The sequence below is a fragment of the Methylobacterium dankookense genome (assembly GCF_902141855.1).
Lineage (GTDB): Bacteria > Pseudomonadota > Alphaproteobacteria > Rhizobiales > Beijerinckiaceae > Methylobacterium > Methylobacterium dankookense.
Genome location: NZ_CABFVH010000039.1, coordinates 25,807 through 40,920, shown reverse-complemented (window position 1 = coordinate 40,920; position 15,114 = coordinate 25,807). Strand labels below are relative to the sequence as shown.

Below are 15,114 nucleotides of genomic sequence, written 5' to 3'. Positions count from 1 at the left end.
AGCTGCGGACAAGGCCAGAGCGCGCCGGAACGGGTTCGACGCGGCTGCGCAACGCGCCACGGGACGCAGGGCAGTTCGTTCGAGGGGTAGATCGGCGCGTCGCCGGACGTGCGGTGGTACCGCGGCCGCGGCTTCGTTCAAGTTCCATTGTCCATCATGGACAGTCGCGTACCGGTGCTGGCGCTCGCTTAACCGGCTCCGGTGAAACTCCGCCCTTGGCTGGTATGCGAGGGCGGTTAATGGGCGGACGGGCGAGCACCCAAGCGGAGGAAGAACTCCGCTACGCCTGGGTCGACGTGGCGAAGGGCATTTGCATCGTCCTCGTGGTGATGATGCACTCGACCCTGGGCACCGGCGAAGCCTTGGGAGGAGAGGGCTTCCTGCACCCGGTCGTCGCCTTCGCCCAGCCGTTCCGGATCCCGGACTTCTTCCTGCTCTCGGGCCTGTTCGTCGGACGGGTGATACACCGTGACTGGCGCCTCTTCGCCGACCGGCGCATCGTCCACTTCGCCTACTTCTACCTACTCTGGCTGCTGCTCCAGTCGGCAGTGAAGTACGGGACGGTCGCCGGGGATGGGGGTGTGCCGGCTTTCCTGGCTCACCTCGCCCTCGCCCTCGTCGAGCCCTACTCGACGCTGTGGTTCATCTATTTGCTCGCCGCGTTCTCGGTTGTCACGAAGTTGCTGCGGTCGCTGCCTGGCCCGGTGCTTCTCGGGGCCGCCGCGCTGCTGCAGATCGTGCCGGTCCAGAGCTCCTCCTACCTCGTTGAGGAGTTCTGTGCCCGCTACGTCTACTTCGTCGGCGGCTACCTCCTGGCTGACCAAGTCTTTGCCCTCTCCGACGCCGTACGGCGCTACCGGTGGCTGGCGCTTGCGAGCCTTGGGGTCTGGGCGCTGGCCGAGGGCTGGCTCGCCTTTACACCATCGGGCGCACCGGAATTTCCGACCCTCGCAGCCCTGCCGGTCGTGAGCTTGGTGCTCGGGTTCACGGGCGCGCTGGCGATTGTCGTGCTCGCCACCTTGCTTGCCGAGGCGGGTGGAGCCGTGGCGGAGGCTTTGCGTACCTGCGGCAAGCGCTCGATTGTGATCTACCTGGCGTTCTTCCTACCGATGGCTGCCAGTCGAAGCCTCATCGTGAAGACCGGGGTGGTAACGGATATCGGGCTCGCCTCATTGACCGTGATGGCCGTTGCGATCGCACTGCCCCTCGTCTTCGAGCGGCTTATCCGCGGCACTTGGCTCGACTTCCTGTTCCGCCGCCCCCTTGCCTTTCATCTCGCCGGGACGGTGAAAAGGAACGAGGCGGTGCTTCGGCCAGCTTAGCGTGGTCCCGCGTGGATCCAAACGCAATGTGGCTGTGCTCAGCGTGCTCGCCGGGAACGCGGCGGGCGGGCATGATCTTGCGGAGGGTCTGGCGAATGCCGCAGGCGCAGCGGGCCTCGTCTTCCACTCCGCTCGACCAAGTGCGAGATGGCCGCCCTGGGCCGTCCTTCCGCAACCGCGGCCAGCCGCTGGACCTGGAGGGCGGCCCCGTCATCGAGGGTTGGCGTCCGTCTGTGCGTCCACTGCCGTCATCGCCGTCGCTGCCGACAGGGACGGCGATCTAGGACGGCCTGTGGAGCGTCGCGAGAACCTGCCCTAAAGGCGTGCCGTGACCGTATGCCTGTGTTCCACCCTTGAGCCTTCGCGGCATCCGGGGTGCCATGGCGTCGGACCGGGAAGACACCGGGTCTCCCCGCTTCTCGGGAGCCGGAAATTCGCGGTTCCCGTGAACCGAGGGCGGACCCTGCGCGACCAACGGATATCGGGGCCGCACCGAGCGGGCCGAACCATCCGAAGGAGCATCGCCATGACCCGAACCAAGATCATCGCCGCCCTGTGCACCGTCGGCCTGGGCCTCGCGGCCGGCTCCGCCGAGGCGAAGCCCTTCCATGGGCACGGGCACCACGGTTTCGGGCACGGGGGCGTCGTCCTCGGCGGCCTTGCCCTCGGGGCGGTGGTCGTCGGCACCGCAGTCGCCGCCACGACGGAGGAGACGTACGAGTGCGTCGTGAAGATCCGGCGGACCTACGACGATTTCGGCAACGTCTATGTTCGGCGGGTCCGTGTCTGCGACTGAGGCCTGATGTTCGCCGCCGGGACTTCGCGGCCCGGAGCATCCGGGCCGCGTGGACTGAGTTTGGCCGCTCATCTACAGTCATGGCGCCGCGCGCCGCTCAGGCGGGCGGTCGCGGGAGCACGTGCTGCGATGCGGAGTGCCTTCGTTCGGTCAATGGGTGGGTGGCCCTGCCGCGTACTGACCGCGGCGGTGCTCCTCTTCCCCGGTTGCCTCGCCGCCCAGGCGCAGATGCGCGGCCCGGCCGGGTCCGGTTCCGGAAGCCCCTACGGCGGGGGCGGCTACGGTGGCGGCGGCTATCGCGGCGGCCCGATGATCGGCTTGCCGGGCATGATCGGCGTCATACCCCGCATGATCCCACCCCCGCGCCAGAGGGTGGAAGAGGTCGAGGACGAGGAGCCGCTTCCCCGGCGGCCGGCGCGCCAACCCGATTACGAGGACGAGCCTCCGCCATACCGCCCAAGGCCGCGCCCCCGGCCACAGGCCCCGCCGCCCGTCCACCGGGCGGAGCCCGTGCCAACCCCGCGCCCCAGGCAAGCGGCACCGGCCCGCGAGCCACCGCCCAAGGTCGTCCAACGGCCCGAGCGATCCAAGCCCATCGCGGCGCCGGCCGCCAAGCCGCAGCCCTCGAAGCCGGCGCTCGCCAAGGCACCGCCTCCGCAGCGCCGGCAGCCGCCGGCTCTCGCACCGGTCCCGGCCGCCGGCTCGCCGGGCCCCGCCGAGCCGGGCGAGGTTCCCGGCGAGGTCCTGTTCGCCCTGAAGGCGGACGCGCCCGCGGGAAGCTTGCCCGAGATCCTGCGCCGCGAGCGCCTGGGATTGGTCTCGACGGACACCTTCACCCTGGTGCCAATGACCCTGCACCGCGCCCGCTTCAAGGACCGCCGGTCCGTCACGGCGGTGGTCGCCGCCCTGGCACGCGACCCGCGCGTCGCCTCGGCGCAGGCGAACCATGTCTACGGCCTCGTCGGCCAGGCCGTGCCCGCCCTCGCCGGCGCCCAGTACGTCGTGGGCAAGCTCCGCCTGAAGGAGGCGCACGCCTCGGTCACGGGCAAGGACGTGACGGTCGCGGTCATCGATTCCGAGCCCGACGGCACCCACCCCGCGCTCCGTGACGCCCTGTCCGAGCGCCACGACGCCCTCGACGGGAGCAAGCCGATGCCGCACCCCCACGGCACGGCCATCGCCGGCATCGTCGGCGCCCGCGCCCAGCTCGCCAGCGCGGCACCCGAGGCGCGCCTCCTCGCGGTGCGCGCCTTCTCGGGCGAGACCCGGGCCGGGGCGCAGGGCACCACGCTCCACGTCCTGCGGGGCCTGGACTGGTCCGAGAGGAAGGGTGCGCGCGTGGTCAACATGAGCTTCGCCGGCCCCTGGGACGCGGCCCTTTCCGAGTTCCTCGCCGCCGGGACCGGGCGCGGCATCGTCTACGTGGCCGCCGGCGGCAACGCCGGTCCGGCGTCACCGCCGCTGTTCCCGGCCGCCGACCCGAACGTCATCGCGGTGACCGCGACGGACGCCGAGGACCGGCTGTTCCCGGCCGCCAACCGCGGCTCGCACCTCTGCGTCGCCGCGCCGGGCGTCGACATCCTCGTAACCGCCCCGAACGGGGGCTACGGGCTCCTGTCGGGCACCTCGATGGCGGCCGCCCAGGTCAGCGGCGTCGTCGCCCTGATGCTGCAGGCGAAGCCCGGCTTGAAGCCCGCCGAGGTGCGGGCGGCGCTGACGCGTAGCGCCCGCGATCTGGGACCGCCGGGGCCGGACCGGGAGTTTGGCGCGGGCTTCGCCGACGCGGAGGGCGCGGTCCGGGCCCTGACGGCGCCGGTGGCGGAGACGCAGCAGACCCTGCCCGCCCCGGGCATGAGCGCGACGCCGGTCAGCGCGGCCGCGCCGGCGCAACCGTGATGCCCGGCGCCAATTGCGTCGAATGGGGCGCCCCGTGGAAATCCGCTCCGGCCGTTGAACCGTCCGCCTTGTCCGCGCGACCCATGATGGGGTGCGGATGAGCGCGCCCTCCGACGAGGACCTCATCCGGCGCATCGCCGGTGGCGACCGCGCGGCGATGCAGGGCCTCTACGCCCGGCATTCGACCGCCGTGTTCCGCTTCCTCGTCCGCATGGTGCGCGACCCGAGCCGGGCGGAGGACCTGATGAGCGACGCCTTCTTCGATGTCTGGCAGCAGGCCGGCCGCTTCGAGGGCCGGTCCAGCGTCATGACCTGGATGCTGACCATCGCCCGCTTCAAGGCGCTCTCGACCTTGCGGCGGCGACCGCACGAGGCGCTGGAGCCGGAGATGGCCGAGGCGGTCGAGGACGAGGCCGACACGCCCGAGGTCACCCTGCAGAAGGCGAGCAAGGCGGAGGCCATGCGCCGCTGCCTCGAAGGCTTGTCCCTGGAGCATCGCACCGTGATCGATCTCGTCTACTACCACGAGCTCGGCGTCGAGGAGGTGGCGCAGGTCCTCGACATCCCGGCCGGCACGGTGAAAACGCGGCTGTTCCACGCCCGCAAGCGCCTGTCCGACCTGTTGCTGAAGGCCGGAATCGACCGGGGATGGCCGTGAGGAGGCCGCGATGACCACGACCGATCCCGCGCGCGACGAGGACGACCTCCTGCTGCCCTGGCACGCGACCGGCCGCCTCGACCCTGCGGCCCGCGCCCGGATCGAGGCGGCGCTCGACCGCGACCGGGAGCTCGCCCGTCGCCTCGACCTGGTCCGGGACGAGCGGGACGCGACCGTGGCGTCGAACGAGGCTCTCGGCACGCCGTCCATGAAGGCCCGGGACGACCTGTTCGCGCGCATCGACGCCGACCTCGCGGCCCGCGACCGTGGCCCTTCGCGCTGGCTGCGGAGGCTCGGCGCCGCGCTGGCGAGCCTGTCGCCGCCCGTCCTGGCCGGGGCGGCGCTCGCCGCCTGCGCCCTGATCCTGCTTCAGGCGGGGCTCCTTACCGGCACGTGGCTCGCTGCCCCGGGCGCCTCCTACCAGACGGCCTCGCACGGCGACGGCGGGACGGCGGCAGGGGGGACCTTCATCCTCGTCGCCTTCGCCCCGACCGCCACCGCCGCGCAGATCGCGGCCGCTCTCGCGGAGGGCGGCATGACGGTCGTGGACGGCCCGCGTGCCGGGGAGATCTACCGCATCCGGGTGCACGCCGGGGCGGATGGGGATCGCTCGTTGGGTGCCGCCCTCGACCGGCTGCGCGCGAAGCCCGGCTTGGTGGTTCTCGCCGTTCCCGAAGCTTTGCCGGCTCGCTGACTGGAGGAGGTGAAGATGCGTGCCCTCCTGGTCTTCGCCTTCACGGCGCTCGCCGCACCCGTCCTGGCGCAGCCCATGCGCGGGGTGCCGCTCGCGGACGACGGCTGGTGGGTGGTGCTTGGGTCCTTCGCCAACAACAGCGGGTCGGGCAGCCGCGCCGCGGACGCGGCGGTCGCACGGGTATGGCGGCAGGCGCAGGCGTGCGGGGAAAGCCCGTTCAACGACGCCTCGGATAAATTCTCGGGGCTTGCCTCGGGTTTCGAGGTCTCGGTCGTCGGCGCCTACCCGACGCGAGCGCGAGCGGAGGCCGCGTTATCCCGGGTCGATGCCTGCGTGCCGGGCGCCTATATCCGTCGCGCGCGGTACGCCGGCGAGTGAGCGCCGGCCCGTATACCGCGGCCAGGTTCGCATGCGTCGCTTCCCGCCGGAACGGATCGTCTGCCTGACGGAGGAGACGGTCGAGACCCTCTACCTACTGGGCGAGCAGGTCCGCATCGTCGGCGTCTCCGGTTACGCCGTCCGACCGTCTCAGGTGCGCCGCGAGAAACCCCGCGTCTCGGCCTTCACCAGCGCGGACATCCTGAAGATCCTCGCGCTCGACCCCGACCTGGTGCTCGCCTTCTCGGACCTGCAGGCGGACATCGTGGCCGAGCTCGTCCGGGCCGGCGTCGCCGTGCACGCCTTCAATCACCGTGACGTCGCGGGCATCCTCGCCATGATTCGCACCGTCGGCGCCCTCGTCGGCGCGAACGGGCGGGCCGAAGCCCTGGCCCGCGGATACGAGGAGCGCCTGGTGCGGGTGGCGGCGGAGGCGCAGGGGCAACCGCGCCCACGCGTCTTCTTCGAGGAGTGGGACGAGCCGCTGATCTCGGGCATCGGCTGGGTTTCCGAGCTCGTCCGCGTCGCCGGGGGCGAGGACGTATTCCCCGAGCTGGCAGCCCAGGCGGCAGCCAAGGACCGCATCGTCGCGCCCGAGGCGGTGGCCGCCGCGGCGCCCGACGTGATCCTCGCCTCCTGGTGCGGGAAGAAGGTGGTGCCGGCCCGCATCGCGGCGCGCCCTGGCTGGGACGCCATCCCGGCGGTGCGGGCGAACCGGATCACGGAGATCAAGTCGCCGCTGATCCTTCAGCCGGGACCGGCCGCGCTCACGGATGGGCTCGACGCCATCGTGGCCGCTCTGGAAGCGGCTCGCGCCCCTGTGGCGGAGTCCGGGGGTGGCGATGGCCGCCACCGACCGTGGGCCCTCAGCGAGAGGCACCGCGCGGTCCTGCGCAAGGTTCCGGATGACGGGTGGGTCGAGGGCTCGCGGCTCGACGGGCGCTGCCTCGACCTGCTGTTGCGACGTGGCTGGATACGTCGGGTACACGCCGACCCGCAGGGCCGCGCTCGCCAGGACGGCTACCAGAGAACGTCGGCGGCACGGCTGGCGCTCTTTCCGGATGGGCGGCCCTCAAAGTGAACGGCGCAGCCACGCGGCCGCCGCCATGGGGGGGTCGGAGCGAGAAACGCACCCGGGTCCCTTGGGGCCAGGGTGCGTTCCGGTGTGTGGGCGAAGTCGGGCGGTGCGGCACGCCTCCGCGGCGGCGACGGATAGGGCCGCGCATGCGCGGCGCCGTCGGCCCCGAACGCTCAGTGGCAGACCCTGCGGACCACGACGTCGCCGAAGTCGTTGACCCACCGGCGCGCGTGGCAGTGGCCGCCATAGTAGACCGTCCCATACCCCCAGTGACCGTGGCCATGGCCGAGTCCCCAATGGCCGTGACCGTGCCCGAAATGGCCATGACCGAAATGCCCGTGCCCGAAGTGACCATGGCCGTGGGCCGACGCGGCCGTTGCCCCGAAGGTGCCGAGGGCCGCCACCACGAGGAGCGGGAAGAGCTTGCGGGATCGGAACATGTTGACCTCCTCTGCTTGCGGACCGGCATCCGGTCCTGACCTTCGTTGGTCGCGGGAGGCTCCGGGACGGTTCATTCCTGCCCGGAAAAACATTCGCGCTCCTGATCACTCCCGGGGGCCGGACCAGAAGGGCGACCGATACCGCCAAGGCAATCCGGCCAGGGCACACAAGCGTAGCGGCCGAAAGCAACGCGGCGGCCGACCATGGTGTTGGTTCAGCCAATATTCATCCTGAAAGAAAGGTCACGAGTGCGCGGATCGGTTCGGGCGGATCTGACGTTTCGCTTGTCGAGATCCTCGTTCACGGAGTTAATCCATGAAGCTTACCCTGCCTATCCTTGCCGCCGCCGCGTCTCTGGCCCTAGCCCCGGGCTACGCATCGGCCCAGCACGTTGACGTCGGCCCCGGTGGCGTCTCCGTGCACGGGCACGGACATGGTCATGGCCACGTCGAGCGGCACGAGCATGTCGAGCGCCGCCACGAACATGTCGACCGCCATGACGACCACCATGATGGGGGCCACAAGCGGGTGACCGTGGAAGAGCACCGCCACTGAGCCGACGGCGCTTCCCGGATGCGGGGCCGTCCATGAGAGCGGCCCCGTCGCGCTTCAGCGAGGGGCTTCAGAAGTGATGATGGTGCCGCCGGACGTGGTGATGGTGGTGTCGACGGTGGTGATGGTGGAATTGCGCGTGGTCCACGAGACCTGCGTCGCCGATTGACGCGGGAGCGGCTCCGGCGAACAGCGGCAGCGCCCCGGACGGGGCGCCTCCGGCCGGGCTGACGGCAGCCGCGAAGGCGAGGGAAGCGGTCAAGGTCAGGACGCGCACAGCCGTTCCTCCTGGATGAGGAAGCGAGTTCGGCTGAGGTATCCCAATCTCGCACCGGCCTCGTCGCTGGCCGTAGACATGAAACGGGGCCCCGAAGGACCCCGTCCGCCTCACATGCGGTGGTGATGGTGCCGCATCATGTGGCCGCGGCGGTGATGGTGGTGGCGCATCATGTGCCCGTGACGGTGGCGGCGGCCCATTTGGCGATGGTGGCCGTGCATCCGGTCCATCCGCACCGAGACCACGTCGGACGAGGCGATCGCGGCGCCCGGGAGGGCCGGCGCGGCGGAGGCGGCTCCGGCCAGGCCGAACGAGGCCATGACGGCGAGCGCCAGCAGGGACTTCTTCAAGGGCGTGTTCCTCTCTTTTCGGTACCGCCGGGTCCATGTGCCCGGCAGGCCCCGTCGCGCCGGGCCCCGGCCGCAGCGGCGCGATCCGAAACCCCGGCCCGACGAGGCGCCCCCGGGGAACGGCCAAGCTGACATCAGGGTTCCCTGGCCCGTCCAGGTTCTCCCGTCCCGCCTTGGTAACGCGCGAGAGAGGGAGGTGGCGATGCGGGTATCCGGAGGAAATCGGCAGCGTACAGGGTTGTCCCCGCGTGTCCGGGTGCACGCGCCAGGATCCAATTGGCGAAGATCCCCTTTGCGACGGATCTGGATAGCTTATGGTCTGGGCACGGACCCCGGTCCGCACCTCTTGGAGGAACACCCGATGACGTCACGATTTATTGGGTATCTCGCCGCCGTAACCTTGGCGCTTTCAGTTCAGTTGGCTCCCGCGCGGGCGGCTCCGATGCCGGTTGCCGCGGCCGATGTCGGTACCGCCGAAACCCCGTTGGTGCAGACCGTGCAACACTGGGGGCATCACCACCATCACGGCCACCACCACCACTGGCGCCCTCGTCACCATCATCACCACTGGGGCCATCACCATCACTGGCGGCCGCGCCACCACCACCATGGCTGGGGCCATCACCACCACTACAGGCGGCACCATCACCACCACTTCTAAGGGGATGCAGGCTGCGCGGGAGGGCTGCCCGACCGGCGGCTCTCCCGCCTACCTGACTGGTAGAGGCGTGCGAGCCGGCAGGTGTGTGCCGGCGTCCTCAGAGGGCCGCCCCCCGCAGGCGATGGTAGAGGGCGCGCACGGCGTCCATGTAGTCCTGCTCGGGGTGCTCGCGGCAGAAGGAGCGCAGGAATGCCGCCTGGTCCGGGAGGGGCAACGTCGGCGGCAACAGGTCCAGGCCCTCGTCGACGCCGGGCGGGGCCCGCATCAGCGCGCCGCTCATGAAGCCCTGAGCCCAGGCGAGATAGTCGCGTTCGGACGCCGGGGCCTCCGCGACCTGCGCGTTGAAGCGGGCGCAGGTCGCGGCGCCGATGCCGACGATCTTGGTCTCCTGTGCCGTCGCGCAGGTCGCAAGGCCGATGCACAGGGCCGCCGCAGTCAACCTCATTCCCTCTCCGTCCTCGGTCGAACGACCCGCCCGCGAGCCTTCCGGCCAGACGCGCGCTCGTCCGGTGCCAAAAAGCTCATGAACGATACGCTCGGACATGCTAAGCATGTCTCGTCATGTCGGCCACCCGCTCCCTTTGGCGCTCGTTGCTCACGGTCTTCCTGACCGTGACGCTCGTCGCCTTTTCGGTGGCGGGTGCCGGGCACGCCCATGCCGGGATACCGCATGTCGGCCACGCGCAGGTCACTGCGGCCGGTCACATGGAAGCCTCCGGACCGGAGCAGGCGCTCGACCTGTCGGACCGCGCGGAGCGAGCCGGCGACGAGGCGGCGGCAAGCCCCTGCGGCCTGAACTGCTGCTGCCATGTGTCCTTCGTGCGCTGGGACTTCCCGGCCGTGGCGGTCGGCTGGAAGCCCGGTCGGACGCTGGTCGGCATCCGAAAGGTTGCCTTCGACAGCCTTGCACCCGAGACCCTTCCCGAGCCCCCTCGATCCTTCGCCTGAGGTCCGCGCATCGACGCGCGCCCTGAACGGCTGCCCGTGAGGGCTGCCGCTAGCCTCCCCTTCGCGAAGGCTCGATTATCCCATGCGTTTTTCCCCCGCCTCCGCCTTGCGGATGGCTTTCCTGGCTCTCGGCCTGTGGGCTGGTGCGCCGACGATATCCGCCGCCCACGAGGGTCATGATCACGGCAACGAGGCACAGGCTCCGGCGACGGCGACCGCGCCGCGCGGCACGTCGAGCACGGACGCGCTGGAACTGGTCGCGGTCGCTCGCAACGGTCGCTTGATGGTGTTCCTCGACCGCGTGGCCACCAACGAACCGGTGACGGACGCCGCCGTCCAAGCCGAGACGCCGGAGGGGGCCGCCACCGCCACGCCGATGCCGGACGGCAGTTACGCGTTCGACGCCCACTGGAGCCTGCATCCCGGCGAGCACGAGGTGCTGTTCACCGTGACCGCGTCCGGCGCGACCGACATGTTCCCCGTCACGCTGACCGTTCCGGAAGCGCCGCCGGCACCGCCGGCCGCGGGCGCCTCCACCTGGGCGACCGGCCTCGCCGCGGCCCACGACTTCCAGCGCCACCTCAAGGAGGCGGACCCGCTGCCGCTGGCCATCGGCGGCATCGGCTTCCTGCTGGGCACCGCGGTCACGCTTCTGATGCGGGGACGCCGCTACCTGCCCGCCACCGCCCTGGTCGTGCTCGTCGTCGCCCTTGCCTTCGCGCCGCGCGCCTTCGCGGCCGACAGCCATGACCATGGCGCCAAGGCAGCCGACACGCCCCAGGTCTTGCAGATGGCGGCGCTGGCCCCTGCCGGGCAGGACCTCGCGCGGCGCCAGCCGGACGGCTCGATCTTCGTTCCGAAGCCGACCCAGCGTGTCCTCGCCGTCCGGACCGTGGTGACCGCCTCCGGCACCCTGCGTCGCACCGTCGAGCTGCCGGGCCGCATCGTACCCGACCCGAGCGCCAGCGGGGTCGTCCAGTCCTCGGTCGGCGGACGGCTCTCGCCGCCGGAATCGGGGATTTTCCCGCGCCTCGGTACCCGGGTGCGCAAGGGCCAGGTGCTCGCCTACGTGACGCCGCCGGTGCAGGCGGTGGACGCCTCCGACATGCGCCAGCGCCAGGGCGAGCTCGACCAGCAGATCGCCATCACCGAGCGCCGGGTCGAGCGCTATCGCAAGCTCGCGCCGGGCGGCTCTGTCTCGCAGGTCCAGCTTGAGGACGCCCAGGCCGAGCTCAAGGGTCTGCTCGACCGCCGCGCGGCCCTCGACAACATCCGCCAGCAGCCCGAGGCGCTGAAGGCCCCCGTCGATGGCGCCATCGCCGAGGCGAACGCGGTGGCCGGACAGATGGCGAGCCCCGGCGTGCAGGTCTTCCAGATCGTCGACCCGAACCGCCTCTGGGTCGAGGCCCTGAGCTTCGACGCGCTAGCCGGGGGGCAGGACGCCACGGCCCGCATGGCGGACGGCCGGATGCTGCGGCTTGCCTACATGGGCGCGGGCCTCGCAGACCGCAGTCAGGCAGTCCCGATGCACTTCGCGGTGGAGGGCGCGCCGCCGGAGCTGCGCACCGGGCAGTTCGTCACCGTGCTGGCGGCGACCGATGCCCAGCAGGCCGGGCTGGCGCTGCCGCGCATGAGCGTGGTGCGGGGCGGCAACGGCCAGAGCATCGTCTACGAGCACACCGCGCCGGAGCGCTTCGAGCCGCGCGAGGTCCGGGTCGAGCCCCTCGACGCGGGGCAGGTCCTGGTGGTGTCCGGCCTCGCGCCGGGCAAGCGGATCGTGACCCAGGGCGCCGAGCTCCTCAATCAGGTCCGCTGAGGAGGCGCGCCCATGTTCACCCTCCTCGTCACGCAGTCGCTGCGCAACCGCCTGCTGGTGCTGGCGCTTGCCGCCGTGCTCGTCCTCTACGGCGCCTTCACGGTGACGAAGCTGCCGGTCGACGTCTTCCCCGACCTCAACAGGCCGACCGTCACCATCATGACGGAGGCCGAAGGCCTCGCGCCCCAGGAGGTCGAGCAACTCGTCACCTTCCCGGTCGAGACGCAGATGAACGGCCTGCCCGGCGTCAGCCGCGTCCGCTCGGTCTCGGGTGTCGGCCTGTCGGTGATCTACGTCGAGTTCGATTGGGGCACCGACATCTACCGCAACCGCCAGCAGGTGTCCGAGCGGCTCGCGATGGTACGGCCGCAACTTCCCCCCACCGTCAACCCGATGATGGGTCCGGTCTCCTCGATCATGGGCCAGATCGTCATGGTGGCGCTGAGCGGCGGCACGGTCTCGCCGATGCAGCTGCGGGAACTCGCCGACTTCACCATCCGGCCCCGCCTGCTCTCGATCCCGGGCGTCGCGCAGGTCATCCCGATGGGCGGCGAGGTGCGCCAGTTCCGCGTGGCCCCCCAACCCACGGCGCTGCGGGCGCTCGGCATCACCCACGGGCAATTGGAGACGGCCCTCGCCCAGTTCGGCACGAACACGGGCGGCGGATTCACGGACCAGTACGCCCGCGAGTACCTGATCCGGAACCTCGGCCGGACCATGAACCTGGACGACCTGCGCAACATGGTCGTCGCCACGGTCAACAACCGACCGGTCTACCTGCGCCAAGTCGCCGAGGTCTCCTTCGCGGCCCGGGTGAAGCGGGGCGATGCCGGCTACATGGGCGCGCCGGCCGTCGTCGTCTCGGTGGAGAAGCAGCCCGGCGTCGATACGGTGCGCCTCACCCGCGAGGTCGAGGCGGCCCTCAAGGACATCACCGCGAGCCTGAACGCCTGCGGCGCGGGTAAGGGCGGGGCAGGCCCGTCCATGGCCGAGCCCGCCGGGGAAGCCTGCGCCTTCAAGGGCGTTCGCGCGGACCAGCTGATCTTCCGGCAGGCGAACTTCATCGAGACCTCGATCCGCAACGTCGAGACCGTGCTGATGGAGGCGGTCGTCGTGGTCGCCGTCGTCCTGTTCGCCTTCCTGCTGAACGCTCGCACCACCGCGATCTCGCTCACCGCGATCCCGGTCTCGATCCTGGCCACCGCGATCGTGTTCCACCTCGCCGGCCTGTCCATCAACACCATGACGCTGGGCGGGCTCGCCATCGCCATCGGCGAGCTCGTGGACGACGCGGTGGTCGACGTGGAGAACATCTTCCGCAGGCTCGGCGAGAACCGGCGGGCCGGCAATCCGCGGAGCGTCTTCGCCGTGGTGGTCGCGGCCTCGAACGAGGTGCGCTCCGGCATCGTCTACGCCACGATGGTGATCGTGCTGGTCTTCGTGCCGCTCTTCGCCCTGTCGGGCATCGAGGGCCGGCTCTTCGCGCCGCTCGGGCAAGCCTACATCGTCTCGATCCTGGCGAGCCTGCTCGTCTCCATCACTCTGACGCCGGTGCTGGCCTACTACCTCCTGCCGGGCCTCAAGCGGCTGGAGGAGCACGACAGCCGCTTCCTGAAGCTGCTGAAGCGGGGCAACGCCGCATTGCTGAGGGGCGTACTCGGGCGTGCCCGACCGGTCATGCTGGTCGCCGGGTTGGCGGTGGCGGCGGCGGGGCTCGCGGCGGCCTTCCTGCCGCGCACCTTCCTGCCGCCGTTCAACGAGGGCTCGTTCACGGTCAACATGACCTTCAACCCCGGCATCTCGCTCGCCGAGAGCACCCGGGTCGGGCTCGTCGCGGAACGACTGCTCTTGGAGATGCCGGACGTGAAGTCCATCGGGCGCCGCACAGGCCGGGCGGAGCTCGACGAGCACGCGGAGGGCGTGCACTCGTCCGACCTGGAGATCGACCTGAAGCCCGGCGCCCGGCCCAAGCCCGAGCTCGTCGCCGACATCCGCGGGCGCCTCGCGGTCCTGCCGGTCAACGTGAACGTCGGCCAGCCGATCTCGCACCGGCTCGACCACATGCTCTCCGGCGTGCGCGCCGAGATCGCGCTGAAGATCTTCGGCGAGGACCTCGACACCCTTCGAGCCCTCGCCGAGGACCTGCGCGGGCGCATGGCCGAGATCCCCGGCCTCGCCGACCTGCAGGTCGAGAAGCAGGTGCTGATCCCCCAGCTGGAGATCCGCGTCGACTACGCCCGGGCCGCCCTCTACGGCGTGCAGCCGGCCGCCCTCGTGGAGCAGCTCAGCCGGCTCTCGAACGGCCAGGTGGTCTCGCGCGTGGTCGATGGCTACCGCCGCTTCGACGTGGTGATGCGCCTGTCCGACGCCATGCGCACCACCCAGCGGCTCGGAGACATGCTGGTCGAGACGCCGTCCGGCTGGGTGCCGGCGCGCCAGATCGCCGACATCCGCGAGACCGACGGGCCGAACCAGATCCTGCGCGAGAATGCCCGCCGCCGCATCGTCGTGCAGGCCAACACGCAGGCCGGCTCCGACATGGGCAAGATCGTCGGGGCCATCCAGGAGAAGGTCGCCGCGGCGAGCCTGCCCAACGGCTACACCACCAGCCTGGAAGGCTCGTTCCAGGCCCAGGCGGAGGCGAGCCGCACCATCGGGCTCCTCTCGCTTCTCTCGCTCGCGCTCGTCTTCGCGCTGCTCTACAGCCGCTACCGCTCGGTCGTCCTCACGCTGATCATCCTCGGGAGCATCCCGCTCGCGCTGATCGGCTCGGTGGCGGCCCTCTGGCTTGCCGGCCAGCCGCTCTCGGTGGCCTCGATGATCGGCTTCATCACGCTGACCGGCATCGCCACCCGCAACGGCATCCTCAAGATCAGCCACTACCTGAACCTGGCGATCCACGAAGGCATGCCCTTCGGCCGGGACCTCGTCATCCGCGGCAGCCTGGAGCGGCTCGCGCCGGTGCTGATGACGGCGCTCTCGGCCGGGGTCGCCCTGGTGCCGCTGCTGATCGGGGCCGACGCGCCCGGCAAGGAGATCCTGCACCCTGTCGCGGTGACGATCTTCGGCGGCCTGATCAGCGCCACGCTCCTCGACACGGTGCTGACCCCGGTCCTGTTCCTGACCTTCGGGCGCAAGCCCCTGGAGCGGTTGCGGGACGACGCCCGTCACGGTCCCGAGGCTTCTCCCGAAGCCCCGCGAAGCGCGCCCGTCGAGGCGTTCTGAACGTCCCCATGCCCCTGAGAAA

14 protein-coding genes and 1 pseudogene are annotated in these 15,114 nt (G+C 70.9%); 11 read left to right on the top strand and 4 right to left on the bottom strand.

Translation table 11 applies throughout. The annotated features are described in order from the left end of the window. The first annotated feature begins 239 nt into the window (after positions 1 to 239). From MTDSW087_RS22420 to MTDSW087_RS22390, 7 genes and pseudogenes are all read left to right on the top strand, one after another. The gene (locus MTDSW087_RS22420; protein WP_144767094.1) at positions 240 to 1,322 is read left to right on the top strand and encodes an acyltransferase family protein; all 1,083 of its coding nucleotides are present in this window, start codon (positions 240 to 242) and stop codon (positions 1,320 to 1,322) included. 526 nt (positions 1,323 to 1,848) lie between these two features. Next, a complete protein-coding gene (locus MTDSW087_RS22415; protein ID WP_144767093.1) occupies positions 1,849 to 2,118 on the top strand; it encodes a hypothetical protein in 270 nt (89 codons plus the stop codon). A gap of 510 nt (positions 2,119 to 2,628) precedes the next feature. Then, positions 2,629 to 4,014: a S8 family peptidase gene (locus MTDSW087_RS30970; protein WP_280525285.1), complete on the top strand. Its 1,386-nt coding sequence runs from the start codon at positions 2,629 to 2,631 to the stop codon at positions 4,012 to 4,014. Positions 4,015 to 4,111: 97 nt separating this feature from the next. Further along, positions 4,112 to 4,672 carry a sigma-70 family RNA polymerase sigma factor gene (locus tag MTDSW087_RS22405; protein WP_144767091.1) on the top strand — a complete coding sequence of 187 codons (561 nt, stop codon included), beginning with the start codon at positions 4,112 to 4,114 and terminating at the stop codon, positions 4,670 to 4,672. Between the two features lie 10 nt (positions 4,673 to 4,682). Beyond that, positions 4,683 to 5,366 (top strand): hypothetical protein, encoded by a 684-nt coding sequence (locus MTDSW087_RS22400; RefSeq protein WP_144767090.1) that lies wholly within the window; start codon positions 4,683 to 4,685, stop codon positions 5,364 to 5,366. 15 nt (positions 5,367 to 5,381) lie between these two features. Beyond that, positions 5,382 to 5,744: an SPOR domain-containing protein gene (locus MTDSW087_RS22395; RefSeq protein ID WP_144767089.1), complete on the top strand. Its 363-nt coding sequence runs from the start codon at positions 5,382 to 5,384 to the stop codon at positions 5,742 to 5,744. A 31-nt stretch (positions 5,745 to 5,775) separates the two neighbouring features. Continuing rightward, positions 5,776 to 6,555: pseudogene (locus tag MTDSW087_RS22390) on the top strand (cobalamin-binding protein); the annotation flags it as partial. 440 nt (positions 6,556 to 6,995) lie between these two features. On the opposite strand, the gene MTDSW087_RS22385 reads toward MTDSW087_RS22390, so the two are convergent. From MTDSW087_RS22385 to MTDSW087_RS22375, 3 genes are all read right to left on the bottom strand, one after another. Continuing rightward, positions 6,996 to 7,262, bottom strand: coding sequence for a hypothetical protein (locus tag MTDSW087_RS22385; RefSeq protein WP_144767087.1), 267 nt, complete (start codon positions 7,260 to 7,262; stop codon positions 6,996 to 6,998). Between the two features lie 361 nt (positions 7,263 to 7,623). Continuing rightward, positions 7,624 to 7,815, bottom strand: coding sequence for a hypothetical protein (locus tag MTDSW087_RS30370; protein WP_186383962.1), 192 nt, complete (start codon positions 7,813 to 7,815; stop codon positions 7,624 to 7,626). 387 nt (positions 7,816 to 8,202) lie between these two features. Further along, complete coding sequence (locus tag MTDSW087_RS22375) at positions 8,203 to 8,442, bottom strand: hypothetical protein (RefSeq protein WP_144767085.1); 240 nt, start codon at positions 8,440 to 8,442, stop codon at positions 8,203 to 8,205. Positions 8,443 to 8,929: 487 nt separating this feature from the next. Between MTDSW087_RS22375 and MTDSW087_RS30965 the strand changes: the two genes are divergently transcribed. Further along, complete coding sequence (locus tag MTDSW087_RS30965) at positions 8,930 to 9,103, top strand: hypothetical protein (RefSeq protein WP_238178997.1); 174 nt, start codon at positions 8,930 to 8,932, stop codon at positions 9,101 to 9,103. 97 nt (positions 9,104 to 9,200) lie between these two features. On the opposite strand, the gene MTDSW087_RS22365 is transcribed toward MTDSW087_RS30965, so the two are convergent. Beyond that, positions 9,201 to 9,548: a hypothetical protein gene (locus MTDSW087_RS22365; RefSeq protein ID WP_144767083.1), complete on the bottom strand. Its 348-nt coding sequence runs from the start codon at positions 9,546 to 9,548 to the stop codon at positions 9,201 to 9,203. A gap of 116 nt (positions 9,549 to 9,664) precedes the next feature. On the opposite strand from MTDSW087_RS22365, the gene MTDSW087_RS22360 reads away from it, so the two are divergent. The 3 genes from MTDSW087_RS22360 (at position 9,665) to MTDSW087_RS22350 (ending at position 15,092) form a co-directional block, all read left to right on the top strand. Further along, entirely contained in the window at positions 9,665 to 10,051 is a 387-nt protein-coding gene (locus tag MTDSW087_RS22360; protein ID WP_144767082.1) for a hypothetical protein, read from the top strand. Positions 10,052 to 10,133: 82 nt separating this feature from the next. Further along, a complete protein-coding gene (locus MTDSW087_RS22355) occupies positions 10,134 to 11,867 on the top strand; it encodes an efflux RND transporter periplasmic adaptor subunit (protein ID WP_144767081.1) in 1,734 nt (577 codons plus the stop codon). 12 nt (positions 11,868 to 11,879) lie between these two features. After that, complete coding sequence (locus MTDSW087_RS22350) at positions 11,880 to 15,092, top strand: efflux RND transporter permease subunit (RefSeq protein WP_144767080.1); 3,213 nt, start codon at positions 11,880 to 11,882, stop codon at positions 15,090 to 15,092. Positions 15,093 to 15,114 lie beyond the last annotated feature (22 nt).